Genomic DNA, 21155 nt, shown 5'->3' with positions numbered 1-21155 from the left:
GGCAAAGGACAACGGAGAGCAAGCATGGCTGAAAACCGCACGAACCAGCTCCACGCGCTGCTGCAAAAGCAACGCAGCGCCTTTACCACCGCCCGGCCCGAGCCCCTGTCCGTCCGCCGCGACCGGATCGAGCGGGCTATGGCGCTGCTGAAGGAGCACGGCGAGGAACTGTGTCAGGCGATGAGCGCCGACTTCGGCAATCGCAGTCCGCATCAGTCGATGATCACTGACATCGCCGGCACGATCGGGTTCGGCCGCTATTGCCTGAAGCACCTTTCACAGTGGTCGCGGACCGAAAAGCGCAAGGTACAGTTCCCACTCGGCCTGCTCGGCGCGAAGGCGGAACTGCGGTACGAACCCAAAGGCGTGATCGGCATCCTCGCGCCATGGAACTTCCCGGTGAACCTCAGCTTCGGGCCGCTGATGTAGGTCTTCGCCGCTGGCAACCGCGCGATGATCAAGCCCAGCGAATTCACCGAGCGCACCAGCGCGCTGATGGCGGAACTCATCGCCAAGCGGTTCGACGAAGCGGAGTGCGCGGTGGTGCTCGGCGGGCCGGAAGTGGCCCATGCCTTTTCAGAGCTACCGTTCGACCACCTGGTCTTCACCGGCTCCACCGCTACCGGGCGCAAGGTCATGGAAGCGGCGGCCAAGAACCTGGTCCCGGTCACGCTGGAACTTGGCGGCAAGAGTCCCGTGTTCATGGGGAAGGGCGCGGACCTCACCAAGGCGGGCGAGCGCATCGCCATGGGCAAGATGATGAACGCCGGGCAGATCTGCCTGGCGCCCGATTATCTCTATGTCCCCGAAGACATCGAGGAAGGCGCGGTCGCCGCCGTCCAACTGGGCGTACACAATATGTACCCCAAGCTGCTCGATAACGAAGACTACGCCAGCGTCGTATCCGACCGGCATTTCGAACGTCTGCAGGGGCTGGTCGCCGACGCGCGCGAGAAGGGCGCCGAAGTGATCGAGGTCAATCCGGGAGAGGAGGACTTCTCGTCGGCCAATGCGCGCAAGATGCCGCTGACGATCCTGCGCAACGTGACCGACGACATGAAGGCGATGCAAGAGGAGATTTTCGGGCCAGTCCTGCCGGTCAAGACCTACAAGCAGATCGATGAGGCGATCGATTACGTCAACGAGCACGACCGGCCCCTGGGACTGTACTACTTCGGTGACGATGCGGGAGAACGCGAGAAGGTGCTTACCCGGACGATCTCGGGCGGCGTGACGGTCAATGACGTGGTCTTCCACGTATCGATGGAGGACCTGCCGTTCGGCGGGGTCGGCCCATCGGGCATGGGAAGCTATCACGGGATCGAAGGCTTCCGCGAATTCAGTCACGCCCGCAGCGTCTATACCCAGCCCAAAGTGGACGTGGCCAAGCTGGGCGGGATCAAGCCCCCTTATGGCCCGGCGACGATCAAGGCGATCAAGGGGATGATGAAGTAAGCTGACATTTGCGGGGTAAATTTGCGGGCCCGCAGCCTTGCGCGGGCAGGGTGCGAGGCCTAGAGGCGGCGCGAAAGTCCGTGCCTGCGCAAGCGGGCGGCCCGCAACTGGAAATCTCGTGGTCGATCTCAGCCAGTACCTGCCGATCCTGATCTTCCTGGGGATAGCGATCGCGTTGTCGGCGTTGTTCGTGTTCCTCCCGATGGGCGTGTCGCGCCTGACGGGCACGCACAATCCCGATGCCGAGAAGCTCAGCGAGTACGAATGCGGCTTCCCCGCGTTCGAGGACCCGCGCGAACCGTTCGACGTGCGCTTTTACCTGGTGGCGATCCTGTTCATCATCTTCGATCTGGAAGCCGCGTTCCTGTTCCCCTGGGCGGTCAGCCTGGACATGACCGGATGGCCGGGCTGGATCACCATGATGATCTTCCTGGGAGAACTGGCTATCGGCCTTGCCTATGCCTGGAAGAAGGGAGCTCTCGAATGGGAGTAGATCGCCAGCCCTCGCTCAGCCACCAGCTGGCCAATCCCGCGGGTTCGACCGTCAGCGGCCCGGGCGAAAACTGGGTGCTGCACCCGGATTCGCGCATGCCCGACGGGGCGCTGCCCAGCGCGCTGTCGACCGAGCTCGACAACAAGGGTTTCCTGCTGACCTCGACCGAGGAGTTGTTTCAGTGGGCCCGGACGGGTTCATTGTGGTGGATGACCTTTGGCCTCGCGTGCTGCGCGGTGGAAATGATCCACGTCAACATGCCGCGCTACGACATGGAACGGTTCGGCGTCGCCCCGCGCGCGTCGCCGCGTCAGTCGGACGTGATGATCGTCGCCGGCACGCTGTGCAACAAGATGGCCCCGGCGCTGCGCAAGGTGTACGACCAGATGTCGGACCCCAAGTACGTCATCAGCATGGGTTCGTGCGCCAACGGCGGCGGTTACTATCACTACAGCTATTCCGTGGTGCGCGGGTGTGACCGGATCGTGCCGGTCGACATCTACGTGCCCGGCTGCCCGCCGACGGCCGAAGCGCTGCTTTATGGCGTGATGCAGCTTCAGCGGAAGATCCGCCGCGAAGGGACGGTCGAGCGCTAGGATGGCACTGGTCCTTCATTCCGCTCCGAAGATCGCCTCCAATTCGGGCGTGGTCGAAACGCTGTCCGGCGCGCTCGGCGCGATGGTGCTGGATGCGCGCGAGGAACATGGCGAGGTTATCCTCACCGTGGCGCGCGGCCGCATCGAGGATGCGCTGCGGCTGCTGCGCGATGGCCACGAATACCAGCAGTTGATGGAGATCGCCGGGGCCGACTATCCCGCGCGGGCTGAGCGGTTCGAGTGCGTGTACATGCTGCTCAGCCTGACCAAGAACCACCGCATCATGGTCAAGTGCAGCGCGGCCGAAAACACGCCGGTGCCGACCGTCACCACCCTCTGGCCCAACGCCGGGTGGCTGGAACGCGAGGTGTTCGACATGTTCGGCGTCGTGTTCGCCGGCAACACCGATCTGCGCCGGATCCTGACCGACTATGGGTTCGAAGGGCATCCGTTCCGCAAGGATTTCCCGCTCACCGGCTATGCCGAGCTGCGCTATTCCGAAGACGAGAAGCGGGTCGTGTACGAGCCGGTCGATCTGCCGCAGGACTTGCGCCGGTTCGATTTCATGAGCCCTTGGGAGGGCGCGGATTACGTGCTTCCGGGTGACGAGAAGGCCGCCAAGGCGCCACCGTCGCCGCAAGTCGACGAGCCGAAGGTAACTCCCGGACCCGGCATTAGCGGGGCGGGTGAACCGACCGACAGCAAGGCCGACGACAAGGTCGCGCCGGCCGCCCCGATCGGGCAGGTCGCGGGGCAAGGGCAGGGGGAGCCGGCGCCCGTCGTCACCGCCACGCCCGAACCCGGCGCGCCCGATCCCACCGAGGACCGGCCAGCGCGCAAACCGCGCAAGGCAGCCGCAAAGGATACCGCGGGCGCGACCGAGCCCAAGGCCCGTCGTCCGCGCAAGCCGAAGGGGGACGGCGCATGAAAGCTCTCGTGGCGTTGAGTGCCCTCGCACTGGTGGCCGGCTGCTCCGACAATCGGAATGGCGAAAGCGCCGAAGAATTCGCCGAACGCACCGGCGCCGGCGCGGCTGCGCAGGGTGGCGAGGCAGCCCCGCTTGGTGAGGTGAATGCCCAGCCCGTCGTCGCGCCGACAGGCTCGTCAGTGCTTACGCCGCTGGCGCCGACCGCCCCCAAGGCGCTTGGCGCCATCGCTGGCGCATGCTCGTTCGTTTATCAGGGCCGTTCGTTGCTGGTGGCGGGGGCGGACGATGCCGCAGGTGCCGGCGTGCGCGGCGTGCTGGTGATCGATGGAAAGGAAGTCTCGTTGCCCGGCGCGCCTGCGGGAACCGCGCAGGTTGTCGCCAACGGCGTGACCCTGGCGGCCAACGGCTACTCGGTGGCGGTCAAGCCTGGTTCTGGCTCAGCCGTGCTGACGATCAACGGTCCGCAGGGTGAAACCACGTTCGCCCCCGGAAGCTGGAACTGCGCGCGATGAGCATGCAAATGGAACGCTCGCCCACCACGGGCGACGAGGTCATCACCAACTACACGATCAACTTCGGGCCGCAGCACCCGGCGGCGCACGGCGTGCTGCGCATGGTGATGGAGCTGGACGGTGAGATCATCGAGCGGATCGATCCGCACGTCGGCTTGCTGCACCGCGGCACCGAGAAACTGATCGAGCACAAGACCTACCTGCAGGCGCTGCCGTATTTCGACCGGCTCGATTACTGCAGCCCGATGTGCATGGAGCACAGTTATGTGCTCGCGATCGAGAAGCTGCTGAACCTCGAAGTGCCGCTGCGCGGGCAGTACCTGCGGGTGCTGTTCGCGGAACTCACGCGCATCAAGAACCACATGCTCAATCTCGGCAGCCACGTGATGGACGTGGGCGCGATGACGCCCAACCTGTGGCTGTTCGAACTGCGCGAAGACCTGATGAATTTCTACGAGCGGGTCTCCGGCGCGCGGATGCACGCAGCCTGGTTCCGCCCGGGCGGGGTGCACGAGGACGCGACCCCCGAACTGCTGGCCGACATCGGCACCTGGCTCGACACCCGCCTGCCGCGCCTGTTCGAGGATGCGATCAGCCTGGTGGCCGACAACCGGATCTTCAAGCAGCGCAACGTCGATATCGCGGTCGTGAGCAAGGAAGACGCGATCGCGTGGGGTTTTTCCGGCCCGATGATCCGCGCCGCCGGCCTGCCGTGGGATCTGCGCAAGAGCCAGCCCTACGATGTCTATGACCGGATGGACTTCGAAATCCCGGTGGGCACCAATTCCGATTGCTATGACCGGTTCATGGTCCGGGTTGAGGAAGTGCGGCAGTCGGCGCGGATCATGAAGCAGTGCCTCGCCGAGATGCCCGACGGGCCGGTGCAAAGCCTCGACCGCAAGATCGCCCCGCCCAAGCGCGGCGAGATGAAGCAGTCGATGGAAGCGCTGATCCACCACTTCAAGCTCTACACCGAAGGCTTCCACGTGCCGGCAGGCGAAGTCTACGTCGCCACCGAAAGCCCCAAGGGTGAGTTCGGCGTGTACCTCGTTAGCGACGGCAGCAACAAACCCTACCGCTGCAAGATCCGCCCGACCGCCTTCAGCCACCTCCAAGCAATGGACTTTATGAGCAAGGGCCACATGCTTCCTGATGCGACCGCCATCCTCGGCGCGATCGACGTGGTGTTCGGGGAGTGCGACCGCTAATGGCTGACCGCGCCCCCGCACCCGATACGCCCGAGCTGCGCGAGCGGTGGGGTCCGTTCGCTTGGACCGTTGAGAATGCGGCCAAAGCGAAGGAGATCGTCGCGCGCTATCCCGAAGGGCGGCAGCGATCGGCGGTGATGCCGCTGCTGTTCCTGGCGCAGTACCAGGTCGGTGCCGAGACGAACACTCAAGGTTGGCTGCCGATCCCGGTGATCGAATTCGTCGCGCGCGAACTGGACATGCCGGTGATCCGCGTGCTCGAGGTCGCGACGTTCTACACCATGTACAACATCGCGCCGGTCGGCCGCTTTCATGTGCAGGTCTGCGGCACTACCCCGTGCATGCTGCGCGGGTCCGACGACATCCTCGCCGCCTGCTACAAGCGCGGGATGAAGAAGGGCCACACGACGCCCGACGGCATGTGGACGCTGACTGAGGTCGAATGCATGGGCAATTGCGCCAGCGCCCCGATGGTCCAGATCAACGACGGCAATTACGAGGACCTGACGCCTGAGCGGCTCGACGCGGTGCTCGATGCGCTTGCTGCCGGGCAGCAGCCCAAGGAAGGCACGCAGGACCCGGCGCGGCACACGGTCGAGCCGGTGGGCGAGCCGACCAACTTGACCGAAATGATGACGGCAAACCACGATTACCGGAGCGAGTGGTGATGGACGTGCGCAAGCTGCTTGCCGTCATGGCAGTCGTCCTTCTGGGGCTGGCGGTGTTCTTCTTCGTCGAGGGCAACGTGGCACTGGGGGCCGCGATGATCGCGATCGCCATGTCGCAGATCGCCACCTTTGCCGCGCTGACAGCTAACGCGAGGAAAACCGATTCCGCCGCGGGGGAGCGGGCGGAATGAGCATCGTCACCATCATCATCGCCATCGTGCTGATCTTCATCGCCTGGAAAGTGGTGACCGGGATCGTGAAGTTCGGCCTGATCGCGCTGATCATCGTCGCCGCGATTTACTTCCTGTCACAGGGAGGGATGGGCTGATGCTCGCTGACAAGGACCGCATCTTCACCAATGTCTATGGCTTCCAGGACTGGGGGCTGCAGGCGGCGCAGGCGCGCGGCGATTGGGATGACACCAAGGCGCTGATCGCGCGCGGACAAGACGCGCTGATCCAGGAGATCAAGGATTCCGGCCTGCGCGGACGCGGCGGCGCGGGCTTCCCGACCGGCATGAAGTGGTCCTTCATGCCCAAGGAGAGCAAGGACGGTCGGCCCAGTTTCCTGGTCATCAACGCCGACGAATCCGAGCCCGGTTCGTGCAAGGACCGCGAGATCATCCGCCACGATCCGCACAAGCTGATCGAAGGCGCGCTGATCGCGGGCTTCGCGATGCGCGCGCGAGCAGCGTACATCTACATCCGCGGTGAATACATCCGCGAGGCCGAGACGCTGTTCGCTGCCGTCGCGCAGGCTTATGACGCGGGGCTGCTGGGCAAGAACGCCGCTGGCTCGGGCTACGACTTCGACGTGTTCGTCCACCGCGGCGCGGGCGCGTACATCTGCGGTGAAGAGACCGCGATGATTGAAAGCCTGGAAGGCAAGAAGGGCCAGCCGCGCCTGAAGCCGCCGTTCCCGGCGGGCGCGGGCCTTTATGGCTGCCCGACCACGGTCAACAATGTCGAGAGCATCGCGGTCGTGCCAACTATCCTGCGGCGCGGCGCGGCGTGGTTTGCGAGCTTCGGGCGCGAGGGCAACAAGGGGACCAAGCTGTTCCAGATCAGCGGCCACGTTGAGCGGCCGTGCGTGGTGGAAGAGGCGATGAGCATTCCCTTCCGCGAGTTGATCGAGAAGCACTGCGGCGGCATCAACGGCGGATGGGACAACCTGCTGGCGGTGATCCCTGGCGGATCATCCGTGCCCCTGGTCCCGGCGGCGCAGATCATGGACTGCCCGATGGATTTCGACGGGCTGAAGGAAGTCGGGAGCGGCCTTGGCACCGCGGCGGTGATCGTGATGGACAAGTCCACCGACATTGTCCGCGCGATCAGCCGGATCAGCTATTTCTACAAACACGAGAGCTGCGGTCAGTGCACCCCGTGCCGCGAAGGCACCGGATGGATGTGGCGCGTGATGGAGCGTCTGCGTACCGGCGATGCACACATCGATGAGATCGACATGCTGCAGCAGGTCACCAAGCAAGTCGAAGGCCACACCATCTGCGCGCTCGGCGACGCGGCGGCCTGGCCGATCCAGGGGCTGATCAAGCATTTCCGACCGGAGCTGGAGCGCCGCATCGTCGAGGCGGGTAATCTGGCGGAGGCGGCGGAATGATCGGACTCGCTCTTATCCTCGCGATGCAGGCCGCGCCGCAGCCGCAGCCGCAGCCGAATATCGAGAACACGCCCGCGCCGTGGCCCGACCATGAGCGCGAGCTGGGAATGGTCGATGCCTATACTACCGACAGCGACAGCATGGCGCGCCGCACGATGAGTGCATTTGCCGCTTGCGTGGTGGAAGGCAGTACCGACAAGGCAAGCGCTCTGCTGCTCAGCGACTTTCGGGCAAACTCGTACCGCTCGGGCATCCAGACCATGATCCGCAACAACGATCATTGCGCCCGCAAGGTGGGGCTGCAGGGCCGACTGAAGATGGCCAATCTGTCGTTCGCAGGCGCTCTTGCCGAAGCGCTCATGAAGCAGCGCGCCGCGCCGCTGAACGCGCAGCTGGCACGTGCTGCGGCAAGCCCCGCAGCGCAGACGTATTCGTTCACCGACAGCGTCGCCATGTGCGTCGCCCGCTCAGCGCCCGATCAGGTGGCGGCACTATTCGCGACGACGCCCGGCAGCGCCGAGGAAACGACGGCCATTAACGTCCTGGCGACGCCGGCCGCGCTGTGCGCGCAGGCGGCCAAGGCGCGCAAGCCGCTGTCGATCAGTCCGGCGGGCCTGCGTGCTATGCTGGCGACCGCCTCGTTCCGCTCCGTCGCGAGCATGAAAGAAGTCTGATGCCCAAGGTCACCGTAGACGGCGAAACGATCGAGGTGCCGGATGGCGCCACCGTGCTGCAGGCGTGCGAGCTCGCCGGCAAGGAGATCCCTCGGTTCTGTTACCACGAGCGGCTGAGCATCGCGGGCAATTGCCGGATGTGTCTGGTCGAGGTGAAGCCGGGCCCGCCGAAGCCGCAGGCGAGCTGCGCCTTGCCGGCTGCAGAAGGCCAGGAAATCCGCACCGATAGCCAGATGGTCAAGCTGGCGCGCGAAGGGGTGATGGAGTTCCTCCTGATCAATCACCCGCTCGACTGCCCGATCTGCGACCAGGGCGGCGAATGCGATCTGCAGGACCAAGCGATGGCCTATGGCCGCGGCGGCTCGCGCTATTACGAGAACAAGCGGGCGGTCACCGAGAAGTACATGGGTCCGCTGATCAAGACGATCATGACCCGCTGCATCCACTGCACCCGCTGCGTGCGCTTCTCCGAGGAGATCGCCGGGGTGGACGAAATCGGCGCGCTTTATCGCGGGGAGTCGATGCAGATCACGACCTATCTGGAGAAGGCAGCGACGCACGAACTGTCGGCCAACGTGATCGACCTGTGCCCGGTCGGCGCGCTGACCTCGCGCCCTTATGCCTTCGAGGCGCGGCCGTGGGAGCTGAAGAAGACGCTGTCGATCGACGTCAGCGATGCCGTGGGCGCCAATATCCGCCTCGACAGCCGCGGTCGCGAAGTGCTGCGCGCGCTGCCGCGGGTCAATGACGACGTGAACGAGGAGTGGTTGAGCGACAAGGGCCGCTACATGGTCGATGGGCTGGTGCGCCGGCGGCTCGACAAGGTGTGGATCCGGCAAGGCGGCAAGCTGCGAGCCGCTTCCTGGCACGAGGCGTTCGCCGCCATCCGCCAGGCCCAGCCGGGCGCCAGCATCGCCGCCATCGCCGGCGATCTGGTCGATTGTGAAACGATGTTCGCCGCCAAGACGCTGCTCGGCGCCATGGGCTCGACCCTGCTGGAAGGCCGGCAGACCGGAATGAGCTATGCGGCGGACAATCTCGCCGCGGTCAATTTCAATTCCACGCTGGCCGGGATCGAAACCGCCGACGCGATCCTCATCGTTGGCAGCCATGTGCGCTGGGAAGCGCCGCTGGTGAACGTCCGCCTGCGCAAGGCGGGAAAGGCCGGAGCCAAGGTGTTCGTGGTCGGGCCGAAGTGGGAAACGACTTATCCCGCCGAATTCCTGGGTGACGATGCCGCGGTGCTGCACGATTTGCCGGGCCACGTCACGGAAGCGCTCGACAAGGCTGAGCGGCCGGCGGTGATCGTCGGAGGTGCCGGGCTGGCGGCGGGCGTGCTCGACGCGGCGCTGGCGCTCAATACGCAGCGTGATGGGTGGAACGGGTTCAATGTTCTCCACATGGCCGCCAGCCGGATGGGCGGGCTGATGCTCGGTTTCGCTCAGAAGGGCGGGATCGCCGACATCGTTCAAGCCGCGCCCAAGGTCGTGCTGGCGCTGGGCGCGGACGAGGTCGACTGGACGCAGTTCGAGGGCAGTCTGAAGGTCTACATCGGCCATCACGGCGACAAGGGTGCCCATGCCGCCGACATCATCCTGCCGGCTGCCGCCTACAGCGAAAAGGACGGCACTTACGTCAACACTGAGGGTAGGGTGCAGTTCGCCGAACGCGCGGTGTTTCCGCCGGGCGACGCGCGCGAGGATTGGACGATCCTGCGCGCGCTGGCCGATGCGTTTGGAGTGGAGGTCGGCTTCGATAGCCTGGCCGAACTCCAGGCCAAGATGATCGAGGCAGTTCCCGCGCTCGGCGTCGAGGGGCTGGCAAGCTACGGCGCGCTGCCCACGCCCGGCGCGGCCATGGCGAGCGGTGCGATCCGCTACCCGATCCAGGATTTCTACCTCACCAACCCGATCGCCCGCGCGAGCGTGGTGATGCAGCGCTGTTCGGATGAACTGCTTCACGGCGATGCGCTGGCGGAGGCCGCGGAATGACCGAGACCTTCCAACACTGGGGCATGTCCTACGAATGGTCGTGGTTCGCCGCGACGATCGCCGGCATCCTGCTGATCGCGCTGCCGCTGATGCTGGCGGTGGCGATGATCATCTATGCCGACCGCAAGATCTGGGCGGCGATGGCGCTGCGGCGCGGGCCCAACGTGGTCGGGCCGTTCGGATTGCTCCAGAGCTTCGCCGACGGGCTCAAGGTGTTTCTGCAGGAAACGATCATCCCCTCGGCCGCGAACAAGGGCCTGTTCCTGATCGCGCCGATCGTCACCTTCACCGTCGCGCTGATGGCGTGGGCCGTCATCCCATTTAATTCGGGCGCGGTGCTGGCCGATATCAACGTCGGGTTGCTTTACGTTCTGGCGATCAGTTCACTGGGTGTTTACGGCGTGATCATCGCCGGGTGGGCCTCGAACTCCAAGTACCCTTTCTTCTCCGCCATGCGCGCCGCCGCGCAGATGGTCAGCTATGAAGTCTCGATCGGCTTCATCCTGGTGTGCGTGGTGCTCTATGCCGGCACCTTCAATCTCAACGCCATCGTGGAGGCGCAGCGCGGCCACGGGCTGGGCATCGTCAATGGCTACTGGTTCAACCTGCTGCTGTTCCCGATGTGGGTCATGTTCCTCATTTCGAGCATGGCGGAGACGGGCCGCGCGCCGTTCGACCTGACCGAGGCGGAAAGCGAGCTCGTCGCGGGTTATCAGACCGAGTATTCCTCTATGAGCTTCGCGCTCTACTGGCTCGGCGAATACGCGAACGTGCTGCTGATGTGCGCGCTCAACGCGACGCTGTTCTTCGGCGGGTGGTTGCCGCCGATTGACTGGGCGCCGCTCTATGCGGTTCCGGGAATCATCTGGCTGTTCGCCAAGATGTTCATGTTCTTTTTCATCTTCAGCTGGGTCAAGGCGACCGTGCCGCGGTACCGCTATGACCAGTTGATGCGGCTTGGGTGGAAGGTGTTCCTGCCCGTTTCGCTGCTGTTCGTCGTGCTCGTTTCGGGCTGGCTCATGCTTACGAGGTACGGATGAGCGTCGCTCACTTCATCAAGTCGTTCACCCTGTGGGAATTCGTGAAGGCGCACGCCCTCACGCTGAAGTATTTCTTCAAGCCTAAGGCGACGATCAACTACCCGTTCGAGAAGAACCCGCTGTCCCCGCGCTTCCGCGGAGAGCACGCGCTGCGCCGCTATCCCAATGGCGAGGAACGCTGCATCGCGTGCAAGTTGTGCGAGGCGGTGTGCCCGGCACAGGCGATCACGATCGAGGCCGAACCGCGCGAGGACGGCAGCCGCCGCACCACCCGTTACGACATCGACATGACCAAGTGCATCTATTGCGGCTTCTGTCAGGAAGCCTGTCCGGTCGATGCCATCGTCGAAGGGCCGAACTTCGAATTCTCGACCGAGACGCGCGAGGAATTGCTCTACGACAAGGCGAAATTGCTGGCCAACGGGGACAAGTGGGAGCGGGCGCTGGCCGCGAACCTTGAAGCCGATGCGCCCTATCGTTAGGGGCCGCGCCGAACCATGATCCAGGTCTTCGCCTTCTATCTTTTCGCCGCGCTCGCGATCCTGTCCGCGGTGTTCGTGATCCTGTCGCGCAACCCGGTGCATTCTGTGCTGTGGCTGATCGTCGCGTTCTTCAACGCGGCGGGACTGATGGTGCTGGTCGGCGCTGAGTTCATCGCGATGCTGTTGGTGATCGTGTACGTCGGCGCGGTCGCGGTGTTGTTCCTGTTCGTGGTGATGATGCTCGACATCGACTTCGCCTCTCTCAGAGCAGGGTTCGTGAAGAACTTCCCGCTGGGTATCGCTATCGCAGTGGTGCTGCTGGCCGAACTGGTGTTCGGGATCGGCGCGTACCGCGCAGGATCGATCGACCTTGCACCCGCCGCAGCGACGGCGGCACCGCCGATCATGACCAGCAACATCGCCGCGATCGGGCAGGTCCTGTACAGCCGCTACCTGTTCCTGTTCGAAAGCGCCGGCATCATCCTGCTGGTCGCGATGATCGGGGCGATCGTGCTGACGCACCGCGACCGCAAGGACTCGCGCCCGCAGAACATCGATAGGCAGAACCGCCGCCGGCCGCAGGATGCGACCGTGAACATGCTTCCCGAAGTCGGGGGAGGGCTGGACTTGTGATCGGCCTCGAACACTACATCGTCGTCGGGACCATCATGTTCGTGCTGGGTGTGCTGGGCATCTTCCTCAACCGGAAGAACGTGATCGTCATCCTGATGTCGATCGAGCTCATCCTGCTGGCGGTAAACATCAACCTGGTCGCGTTCAGCGCTTTCCTGAACGACATCACCGGCCAGGTTTTCGCGATGTTCGTCCTGACCGTCGCCGCGGGCGAAGCGGCGATCGGGCTGGCGATCCTGGTCATCTATTTCCGCGGACGCGGCACCATCGCGGTCGACAGCGTCGACCGGCTGAAGGGATAACGGACCCTTGCATCCGATCCTCATCATTGTGTTCGCCCCCCTGCTGGCCGCGATTGTGGGCGGGCTGGGCAACCGGGCGCTCGGCAACACGGTCGTCAAGTCGCTCACCACTGGCGCGCTGTTCCTGTCGTGCGCTTTGAGCTGGCCGATCTTCCTGGCCTTCCTCAACGGCTCTGCGGACGCGAGCGTCGTGCCGGTGCTGCAGTGGATCCGCTCGGGCGACCTGGCGTTCGACTGGGCGCTGCGGGTGGATACGCTGACTGCGGTCATGCTGGTGGTCATCACCACCGTCTCGGCGCTCGTGCACCTGTACAGCTGGGGCTACATGGACGAGGACCCGGACCAGCCGCGATTCTTCGCTTACCTGTCGCTGTTCACCTTCGCGATGCTGATGCTGGTGACCGCGGACAACCTGGTGCAGATGTTCTTTGGTTGGGAAGGCGTAGGTCTGGCCAGCTACCTGCTGATCGGATTCTGGTTCCGCAAGCCGAGCGCCAACGCCGCGGCGATCAAGGCGTTCGTGGTCAACCGGGTCGGCGACCTCGGCTTCATGCTCGGAATATTCGGCACCTATCTGGTGTTCGGCACTGTCTCCATCCCCGAGATCCTGGCCGCCGCGCCGGGCATGGCGGGCAGCACGATCGGCTTCCTGGGATACCGCGTCGATACGATGGATGTGCTGTGCATCCTGCTGTTCATCGGCGCCATGGGCAAGTCGGCGCAGCTCGGCCTGCACACGTGGCTGCCCGACGCGATGGAAGGCCCGACCCCGGTGTCGGCGCTGATCCACGCGGCGACGATGGTGACCGCAGGCGTGTTCATGGTCTGCCGCTTGTCGCCGATGTTCGAAACCGCGCCGATCGCGCTGATGTTCGTGACGTTCATCGGCGCTGCCACTTGCCTGTTCGCCGCGACGGTCGGCACGACCCAGTGGGACATCAAGCGGGTGATCGCTTATTCCACGTGCTCGCAGCTTGGCTACATGTTCTTCGCCGCGGGCGTGGGTGCCTACAACGCGGCGATGTTCCACCTGTTCACGCACGCGTTCTTCAAGGCGCTCTTGTTCCTTGGCGCAGGATCGGTGATCCATGCCATGCATCACGAGCAGGACATGCGGTACTACGGCGGCTTGCGTAAGAGCATTCCGTTGACCTTCTGGGCGATGATGGCGGGCACGCTGGCGATCACCGGGGTCGGCATCTACTGGCTGCACGCTGGCTTTGCGGGCTTTCATTCCAAGGACGCGATCCTCGAAGCCGCCTGGGGCCGCGGGACGGAGATGGCGCACTTCGCCTTCTGGCTTGGCGCGGTCGCCGCACTGCTGACCAGCTTCTACAGCTGGCGGCTCATGTTCCTGACCTTCTTCGGCAAGCCGCGCTGGGCGGCGAGCGACCACATCCAGCACGCGATGCACGACGCGCACGGCCACGCCGATAGCGAGCACGGCAATCCTCCGGCGCAGGAAGACTCCGGCCATGACGTCGCGCATCACGTGCCCGATCCGGATCACGGCGACGGCACCGCGGGCTATCACCCGCATGAAAGCCCGCTGACGATGCTCATTCCGCTTGCCGTGTTGAGCGTGGGGGCGGTGGTCGCCGGATTCCTGTTCAACCCGCAATTCCTCGATTCCGAGGCGTTCTGGGGCGGCTCGATCTTCTACAACGAGAACCTGATGCACGCGATGCATGCCGTGCCGCTGTGGGTGAAGCTGACCGCGACGATCGTCATGCTGATCGGCCTTGCGATCGCCTGGCTGGGTTACATCCGCGACACCGGCATGCCCGAGCGCGCGGCCAGGCAGTTGGGTCCGGTCTATCGGTTCTTCTTCAACAAGTGGTACTTCGACGAACTCTACCACTTCCTGTTCGTACGGCCGGCATTCTGGTTCGGCCGCCGGTTCTGGAAGACCGGCGATCAGGGCATTATCGACCGCTTCGGTCCCAATGGCGCGGCGCGGGTGGTGGCACTCGGCAGCGTCGGCAACACCCGCGTGCAGTCGGGTTACCTTACCACTTACGCGCTCTGGATGCTGGTTGGCGTCGTCGGCGCGATCACCTGGGTGCTCTTCTGATGGACGGGTTCCCGATCCTTTCGCTGATGCTGCTGGTCCCGCTGGTCGGGGCGCTGGCGTGCTTCTTCCTCGACGCTAAGGCCGCCCGCACGGTGGCGCTGGCGGCGACGCTGATCGACCTCGCGCTCGGCATCGCGTTATGGGCGAACTATGACATCGGCGGCGCGCAGTGGCAGTTCACCGAGCGCGCGGAGCTGTTTGCCGGCTTCAGCTACGCGCTCGGCATCGACGGGATCGCGCTGCTGCTGATCGTGCTCAGCGTGTTCCTGATGCCGATCTGCGTCCTGGCGAGCTGGGAATCGATCGAGCAACGCGTGGGCGAATACATGGCCGCGTTCCTGTTCATGGAACTGTTGATGATCGGCGTGTTCGCGGCGCAGGACATCCTTCTGTTCTACATATTCTTCGAAGCAGGCCTGATCCCGATGTACCTGATCATCGGCATCTGGGGCGGAGCCGAGCGGATCTACGCGAGCTACAAGTTCTTCCTCTACACCCTGCTCGGGTCGGTGGTGATGCTGGTGGCGATGCTCTGGATGATCCGCGAAGCGGGCACGACCGACATCCCGACACTGATGCAGTACGATTTTCCGGCTCAGGCACAGACGTGGCTGTGGCTGGCGTTTTTCGCCAGCTTCGCGGTCAAGATGCCGATGTGGCCGGTGCATACCTGGCTTCCCGATGCACACGTGCAGGCGCCCACGGCGGGATCGGTGATCCTGGCGGGCGTGCTGCTCAAGATGGGCGGGTACGGCTTCATCCGCTTCAGCCTGCCAATGCTGCCCGAGGCGAGCGCGCAATTGGCCTGGCTGGTCTTCGCGCTCAGCATGATCGGGGTGATCTACACCTCGCTCGTCGCGCTGGTGCAGCACGACATGAAGAAGCTGATCGCTTATTCCTCGGTCGCGCACATGGCGATTGTGACGGTCGGCCTGTTCGCGTTCAACGTGCAGGGCCTCGAAGGCGCGATGATCGTGATGTTGAGCCACGGTCTGGTCTCTGCCGCGCTGTTCCTGTGCGTCGGGGTGATCTACGACCGGCTGCACACCCGCGAGATTGATCGCTACGGCGGGCTGAGCATCAACATGCCACGCTACGCACTGTTCTTCCTGTTGTTCACGATGGCCAGCATCGGCCTGCCGGGCACCAGTGGTTTCGTCGGCGAATTCCTGAGCCTTGCCGGCATCTATCAGATCTCGACCTGGGTCACGCTGGTGTGCACCACGGGCATCATCCTGGGCGCGGCCTACATGCTATATCTCTACCGCCGCGTAGCTTTCGGCGTCCAGGCCAATGCCGACGCTGCCGCGATGCGCGACATGAACGTGCGTGAATGGTTCATGCTCGCCCCCATTGCCGCCGCCGTGTTGTGGATGGGTGTCTACCCGGAAAGCTTCCTCGCCCCGATGCGCAAGGACATTGCCGCGCTCGACGCCCGGTTGGCGCGCGCGGCCCCTGCGGGCGATAGCAAGCTGGCGGCCCCCGCCGCCGGGCAGGCGCGGACGCAGGCGGCCAACGCCTTGCCACACGCGGGGACTGGCGCGGGCCATGCTGCCGAAGGGGAGGCCCACTGATGGATCTCACCCAATCCCTCCGCCTCATTCTGGCCGAGGAAATCCTCGGTGTCGGCGGGCTGGTGCTCCTGCTGGCCGCAGCGTGGCTGGGCGACAAGTCGAGCCGCGCCATATCGATCGCCGCAGTGGCCCTGATGGTCGCTGCCGCGGCCGTGACCGTCCCGACGCTGGACGCGGGCGCCATGGGCCCCGATACAAACGCGTTCTTCGGACAGTTCCGCGCCGATGCCTTTGCCGCTTACGCCAAGCTGCTGATCTACATCTCGGGCGCCGCCGGACTGATGATCGCCCCGCGATTCTTCGATCGCTGGAACGCGATGCGGGCCGAATATCCGGTGCTGCTGCTGTTCGCCGTGCTCGGCACCGGGATCATGGTATCCGCAAGCGACCTGATGACGCTGTATATCGGGCTCGAGATGAACAGCCTGGCCGCTTACGTGCTCGCGGCATTCCTGCGGGTCGACAACCGTTCCGCCGAAGCGGGGCTCAAGTACTTCGTGCTGGGCGCCCTTGCGAGCGGCATCCTGCTCTATGGCATGAGCCTGACCTACGGCTTCACCGGGTCGACCAACTTCGCGGCCATCCGCGTCGCGCTGGAAGGTGGCATGTCCACCGGCGCGCTGTTCGGACTGATCATCGTGCTGTCGGGGCTGGCGTTCAAGATTTCGGCCGTGCCGTTCCATATGTGGACGCCCGACGTCTATGAAGGCGCGCCGACGCCGGTCACCATGTTCTTTTCGACCGCGCCCAAGGTTGCGGCGATCGCACTGACCATGCGCGTCGCGCTCGAGGCGTTCGGTGACCAGGCCGATGCCTGGCGCCAGGTGGTGGTGTTCGTCGCCCTCGCTTCGATCGTGGTGGGTGCACTCGGCGCGATCGGGCAGAGCAACATCAAACGCTTGCTCGCCTATTCCTCGATCAACAACGTGGGTTTCATCCTCGTCGGCCTGGCGACTGCGACGGTGGGCGGGGCAAGTGCGATGCTGGTGTACCTGGCCATCTACGTCGCGATGTCGATCGGCGCGTTCGTCGGCGTGCTGATGTTGCGCGATGCCGAGGGCAACCAGATTGAATCGATTTCGGCCATGGCCGGCCTGTCGCGTACTCAGCCGCTCCTGGCTTGGTGCATGTTGGTGATGATGCTCAGCCTGGCCGGCATTCCGCCACTGTTCGGGTTCTGGGGCAAGCTTGTCGTGTTCCGCGCGGCCGTCGATGCGGACATGATCGCACTCGCAACGCTGGCGATCGTGGGCAGCGTGATCAGCGCGTATTATTACCTGATGGTCTGCAAGACGATGTTCTTCGACGAACCGGCGGATCAGGCGAAGGGCCGAAACGACTGGGCTCACTGGAGCTTGCTGCTGGCGGCAACCGTGTTCAACTCTCCCCTGGGCTACCTGCTTTCAGGGTGGTTCGACCGGATCGCGGGTAAGGCAAGCGCGGCGCTGTTCCTCGCCGCTTGACTCAGTCACTGCTGAAGTTCGTCTCTGAAACCGGCTCCACCAACGCCGACCTAGCCAGCGCAATGCGTGCTGGTGAGCGGTTGAGTGAAGGTCACTGGCTGATCGCCGACCGCCAGATTGCCGGGCGCGGGCGCCAGGGGCGTGCATGGTTCGGTGGGGCTGGCAACTTCATGGGGTCCACCATCGTGCGTCCCGGCCCGCACGATCCTGCAGCGCCGACCCTGGCACTGATGAGCGGCCTGGCCCTTTATGAAGCGGTCGCGCCATTGCTTGCGGAACCCGCGAGGCTCTCGCTAAAGTGGCCAAACGATCTGCTGCTCGGCCGTGCCAAGCTCGCCGGTATTCTGCTGGAGCGGGAAGGCGACGCGGTGATCGTCGGGCTGGGGGTCAACCTGGCCGCGGCACCGGATGTGGAGGGGCGCGAGACCGTGGCGCTGTCAGCACTCGGCCCTCCGCCCGCGCGCGACGACTTCGCTGCCGCTCTCGCGCGATCGTTTGACCGCGAGCTTGAACGCTGGCGCACGGCCGGGATCGATCCGCTGCTGCGACGGTGGCTCGCAGCCGCGCACCCTATGGGTACCGCGCTGACGGTGCATGAGCCCGCCGGGGCGAAGGTATCAGGCGCCTTCGCCGGGCTCGGTCCGGATGGATCGCTGTTGCTACGCTTGGAAGACGGCTCAACCCGGCCTATCCACGCCGGCGATGTGATGCTTGCTTGATCCTCTTGGGCTGAAGGGAACCGCCATGCTGCTCGCCGCCGATGTCGGCAACACCAACGTGGTCTTCGCGCTGTTCGCCCTGGGTGAAGGCGGTGGCCGCGAGATCAAGGCGCGCTGGCGCATCGCGACCGACCCGCGCCGGACCGGCGATGAGTACGCCGTGTGGCTCCTCCAGCTCCTCGCCATCGAGGGCTTCAAGCGTGAAGACATCAAGCAGATCATCGTCGGCTCGGTAGTCCCGCGCGCGATCCACAACATCACGGTGCTGGCGGAAAAGTACTTCAAGTTAACACCGGTGATAGCGGGAGAGGGCGCGGCGGAGTGGCCGTTTCGCGCAGATGTCGATCAGCCGCGTTCGCTTGGCGCGGACCGCGCACTCAATGTCATCGCCGCGCATGCCAAGTACCAGGGCGACCTGATCGTGGTCGATTTCGGCACGGCCACCACGTTCGACGCGATCGACTTCAGCGGCGCATACAAGGGCGGCATCATCGCGCCGGGGATCAACCTGTCGCTCGATGCCCTGGTGGGCAACACCGCGAAGTTGCCGCGCATCGCCATCGAAGCACCACGCAACGACAGCGTCATCGGCACTAACACGGAAGACCAGATGCTGATCGGGGTGTACTGGGGCTACGTTGCCATGCTGGAAGGTTTAATCGCGCGTATGCGTGAGGAGATCGGCCGGCCGGCGACGGTGATCGCCACCGGTGGGCTGGCGATCCTGTTCGATCAACACACCACTATTTTCGACGCAGTCGATGCCGACCTGACACTGGACGGTCTGGCGCTGCTGGCAGAGCAGGCGCGCGCATGAAAAAGAACTACACCCCCGAAGACGAATTGCTGTTCCTGGCGCTCGGCGGCTCTGGCGAGATTGGCATGAACGTCAATCTGTACGGCTGCCAGGGCAAGTGGCTGATGGTCGACCTGGGCATGACCTTTAGCGGCAACGAATACCCGGGGGTGGACTTGGTGTTCGCCGACCTCGAGTTTATCGAGGAGCGGACCCGCGACCTGGTCGGGATCGTCCTGACTCACGCGCACGAAGATCACATCGGCGCCGTGCCGTACTTTGCCGCTGATCTTGGCGTGCCGCTCTATGCCACGCCGTTCACTGCAGACCTGGTGCGGCGCAAGCTGGCCGAAGCGGGTCTGGTGGACGAAGTCGAACTCAACATCATTCGCGGCTCCGACAGCTTTGCGCTGGGCCCGTTCGACGTTGCCTACGTGCCGCTGGCGCACTCGATCGCCGAAGGGCACGCGCTACTGATTGACACGCCTTATGGCCGCATCTTCCACACCGGCGACTGGAAGCTCGACGAAGAACCGATCATCGGTGACCCCACCACCGAAGCGGAGCTGCGCGAGATCGGCGACGAGGGCGTGCTCGCGATGGTGTGCGATTCCACCAATGTGTTCAATCCGGCGGAAAGCGGTTCCGAAGGCGCGGTCTATCGCGCGCTGCACGAAGAGGTAGCGCGGTGGGACGGCCGGCGCGTGCTGGTCACCACCTTTGCGAGCAACGTCGCTCGACTCCATACATTGGGAGCGGTGGCAGAGGCCACCGGACGCCGGTTGTGCGTTGCCGGACGGTCGCTCGACCGGATGATCGAGGTCAGCCAGGACAATGGCTACCTCGCAGACTTTCCCGAGATTGTCGATTTCGACACCGCGATGTCGCTGCCGCGCGGGGAAGTGCTGATCGTCGCGACCGGCGGGCAGGGCGAACCGCGAGCCGCTCTGGCGCGGGTCGCGGAAAACCAGCACCCCCTGTCGCTCAGCGAAGGCGACGTGGTGCTGTTTTCCAGTCGGCAGATCCCCGGAAACGAAATTTCAGTCGGGCGCATCCAGAACCTTCTGGCCGAGCGGGGGATCATCGTGGTGACCGATCGGCAGAGTGCCATTCACGTGTCCGGTCACCCCGGGCGGCCCGAGCTGGAAGCGCTCTACAGCTGGCTGCGCCCCGAAATCCTGGTGCCGGTCCATGGCGAAATGCGCCACATGACCGAGCAGGCCCGGTTGGGGCTTGAGTGCGGCATCCCGCACGCAGTGGTGCAGAAGAACGGCGATATCGTGCGGATCGCGCCCGGAAAGCCCGGCACGGTGGCCAAGGTACGGGCGGGGCGGTTGATCCTCGACGGCGACCTGATCACGCCGGCGGATGGCGATGCGATGGTGATGCGCCGGCGGATCGCGCGCGAAGGGCTGGTGATCGTCGCGCTGGATCCGCGGGGCCGGGCGCAAGTCGAAGGCATCGGCCTGCCACTGGACGAGGATTACCCCGCGTTCGTTACCGAAACGCAGACCGACATCGCCGCTGCCGTCGCGAAGCTGAAGGGCGGCTCTCGGGATCGAGACAGCGTGATCGAAGCGGCGCGCCTCGCCGCGCGCCGTGCCGCCACTCGCTGGAGCGGCAAGCGGCCGCAGGTCAAAGTCCTCCTGACCGAAAGCCAGCCGGCATGAAGTGGACGTCGATCCTGGCGATCTACTTTCTGTTCTGGGTCGCCAGCGCATTCGTGCTGCTGCCGTTCGGGGTCAAAACCCATGACGAGTTGGGGATCGACAAAATTCCGGGGCAGGCTGACAGCGCTCCGGCCAATTTCCGACCGGGGTGCCTGGCAGTGCGAGCGACGGCCCTGTCGGCCGCGCTGACGGCATTGTATGTCGCCAACTATATCTACGGCTGGATCACTCCGCGCGACCTGATGATCGGCAGCTAACGT

At 64.6% G+C, this 21155-nt stretch carries 22 protein-coding genes and 1 pseudogene; all 23 read left to right on the top strand.

Annotated elements, in window-relative coordinates; genetic code table 11:
* Positions 1-18 precede the first annotated feature (18 nt).
* A pseudogene (locus C0V74_RS02220) lies at positions 19-1455 on the top strand (coniferyl aldehyde dehydrogenase); the annotation flags it as partial.
* Positions 1456-1573: 118 nt separating this feature from the next.
* Positions 1574-1948, top strand: a complete 375-nt coding sequence (locus C0V74_RS02215) for an NADH-quinone oxidoreductase subunit A (protein ID WP_131625618.1) — start codon at positions 1574-1576, stop codon at positions 1946-1948.
* Between the two features lie 95 nt (positions 1949-2043).
* Positions 2044-2544 (top strand): NADH-quinone oxidoreductase subunit B, encoded by a 501-nt coding sequence (locus tag C0V74_RS02210; RefSeq protein ID WP_207974575.1) that lies wholly within the window; start codon positions 2044-2046, stop codon positions 2542-2544.
* A 1-nt stretch (position 2545) separates the two neighbouring features.
* A complete protein-coding gene (locus C0V74_RS02205) occupies positions 2546-3472 on the top strand; it encodes an NADH-quinone oxidoreductase subunit C (protein WP_143250432.1) in 927 nt (308 codons plus the stop codon).
* Positions 3469-3984: a hypothetical protein gene (locus tag C0V74_RS02200; protein WP_143250431.1), complete on the top strand. Its 516-nt coding sequence runs from the start codon at positions 3469-3471 to the stop codon at positions 3982-3984. Before C0V74_RS02205 ends, C0V74_RS02200 begins: the two co-directional genes overlap by 4 nt.
* Entirely contained in the window at positions 3981-5192 is a 1212-nt protein-coding gene (locus tag C0V74_RS02195) for an NADH-quinone oxidoreductase subunit D (protein ID WP_143250430.1), read from the top strand. Before C0V74_RS02200 ends, C0V74_RS02195 begins: the two co-directional genes overlap by 4 nt.
* Positions 5192-5860, top strand: a complete 669-nt coding sequence (locus C0V74_RS02190) for an NAD(P)H-dependent oxidoreductase subunit E (protein WP_143250429.1) — start codon at positions 5192-5194, stop codon at positions 5858-5860. The genes C0V74_RS02195 and C0V74_RS02190 overlap by 1 nt, the downstream gene beginning before the upstream one ends.
* Positions 5860-6051, top strand: coding sequence for a hypothetical protein (locus tag C0V74_RS02185; RefSeq protein WP_143250428.1), 192 nt, complete (start codon positions 5860-5862; stop codon positions 6049-6051). The genes C0V74_RS02190 and C0V74_RS02185 overlap by 1 nt, the downstream gene beginning before the upstream one ends.
* Complete coding sequence (locus C0V74_RS12805; RefSeq protein WP_165938568.1) at positions 6048-6188, top strand: hypothetical protein; 141 nt, start codon at positions 6048-6050, stop codon at positions 6186-6188. The genes C0V74_RS02185 and C0V74_RS12805 overlap by 4 nt, the downstream gene beginning before the upstream one ends.
* The gene (nuoF, locus tag C0V74_RS02180; protein WP_143250427.1) at positions 6188-7477 is read left to right on the top strand and encodes an NADH-quinone oxidoreductase subunit NuoF; all 1290 of its coding nucleotides are present in this window, start codon (positions 6188-6190) and stop codon (positions 7475-7477) included. The genes C0V74_RS12805 and nuoF overlap by 1 nt, the downstream gene beginning before the upstream one ends.
* The gene (locus C0V74_RS02175) at positions 7474-8151 is read left to right on the top strand and encodes a hypothetical protein (protein ID WP_143250426.1); all 678 of its coding nucleotides are present in this window, start codon (positions 7474-7476) and stop codon (positions 8149-8151) included. The genes nuoF and C0V74_RS02175 overlap by 4 nt, the downstream gene beginning before the upstream one ends.
* Complete coding sequence (gene nuoG / locus C0V74_RS02170) at positions 8151-10142, top strand: NADH-quinone oxidoreductase subunit NuoG (protein ID WP_143250425.1); 1992 nt, start codon at positions 8151-8153, stop codon at positions 10140-10142. The genes C0V74_RS02175 and nuoG overlap by 1 nt, the downstream gene beginning before the upstream one ends.
* A complete protein-coding gene (gene nuoH, locus C0V74_RS02165; RefSeq protein WP_143250424.1) occupies positions 10139-11182 on the top strand; it encodes an NADH-quinone oxidoreductase subunit NuoH in 1044 nt (347 codons plus the stop codon). The genes nuoG and nuoH overlap by 4 nt, the downstream gene beginning before the upstream one ends.
* Positions 11179-11664, top strand: coding sequence for an NADH-quinone oxidoreductase subunit NuoI (gene nuoI, locus C0V74_RS02160; protein ID WP_131625628.1), 486 nt, complete (start codon positions 11179-11181; stop codon positions 11662-11664). The genes nuoH and nuoI overlap by 4 nt, the downstream gene beginning before the upstream one ends.
* Positions 11665-11679: 15 nt before the next feature.
* Positions 11680-12297, top strand: a complete 618-nt coding sequence (locus C0V74_RS02155; RefSeq protein WP_143250423.1) for an NADH-quinone oxidoreductase subunit J — start codon at positions 11680-11682, stop codon at positions 12295-12297.
* Complete coding sequence (gene nuoK / locus C0V74_RS02150) at positions 12294-12599, top strand: NADH-quinone oxidoreductase subunit NuoK (RefSeq protein WP_143250422.1); 306 nt, start codon at positions 12294-12296, stop codon at positions 12597-12599. Before C0V74_RS02155 ends, nuoK begins: the two co-directional genes overlap by 4 nt.
* A 7-nt stretch (positions 12600-12606) precedes the next feature.
* Positions 12607-14673, top strand: a complete 2067-nt coding sequence (gene nuoL, locus C0V74_RS02145; protein ID WP_143250421.1) for an NADH-quinone oxidoreductase subunit L — start codon at positions 12607-12609, stop codon at positions 14671-14673.
* Entirely contained in the window at positions 14673-16247 is a 1575-nt protein-coding gene (locus C0V74_RS02140; protein ID WP_143250420.1) for an NADH-quinone oxidoreductase subunit M, read from the top strand. The genes nuoL and C0V74_RS02140 overlap by 1 nt, the downstream gene beginning before the upstream one ends.
* Positions 16247-17710 carry an NADH-quinone oxidoreductase subunit NuoN gene (gene nuoN / locus C0V74_RS02135; RefSeq protein WP_143250419.1) on the top strand — a complete coding sequence of 488 codons (1464 nt, stop codon included), beginning with the start codon at positions 16247-16249 and terminating at the stop codon, positions 17708-17710. Before C0V74_RS02140 ends, nuoN begins: the two co-directional genes overlap by 1 nt.
* An 8-nt stretch (positions 17711-17718) precedes the next feature.
* Positions 17719-18429, top strand: coding sequence for a biotin--[acetyl-CoA-carboxylase] ligase (locus C0V74_RS02130; RefSeq protein WP_143252124.1), 711 nt, complete (start codon positions 17719-17721; stop codon positions 18427-18429).
* Between the two features lie 25 nt (positions 18430-18454).
* Entirely contained in the window at positions 18455-19246 is a 792-nt protein-coding gene (locus C0V74_RS02125) for a type III pantothenate kinase (protein WP_143250418.1), read from the top strand.
* Positions 19243-20895 (top strand): ribonuclease J, encoded by a 1653-nt coding sequence (locus tag C0V74_RS02120; protein ID WP_143250417.1) that lies wholly within the window; start codon positions 19243-19245, stop codon positions 20893-20895. The genes C0V74_RS02125 and C0V74_RS02120 overlap by 4 nt, the downstream gene beginning before the upstream one ends.
* Positions 20892-21152 (top strand): DUF1467 family protein, encoded by a 261-nt coding sequence (locus C0V74_RS02115; RefSeq protein WP_143250416.1) that lies wholly within the window; start codon positions 20892-20894, stop codon positions 21150-21152. The genes C0V74_RS02120 and C0V74_RS02115 overlap by 4 nt, the downstream gene beginning before the upstream one ends.
* Positions 21153-21155 lie beyond the last annotated feature (3 nt).

The organism is Altererythrobacter sp. TH136 (assembly GCF_007065885.1).
Classification (GTDB): Bacteria; Pseudomonadota; Alphaproteobacteria; order Sphingomonadales; family Sphingomonadaceae; genus Tsuneonella.
The sequence above is the reverse complement of the archived record's forward strand: the minus strand, read 5'-3'. Positions and strand labels throughout refer to the sequence as shown.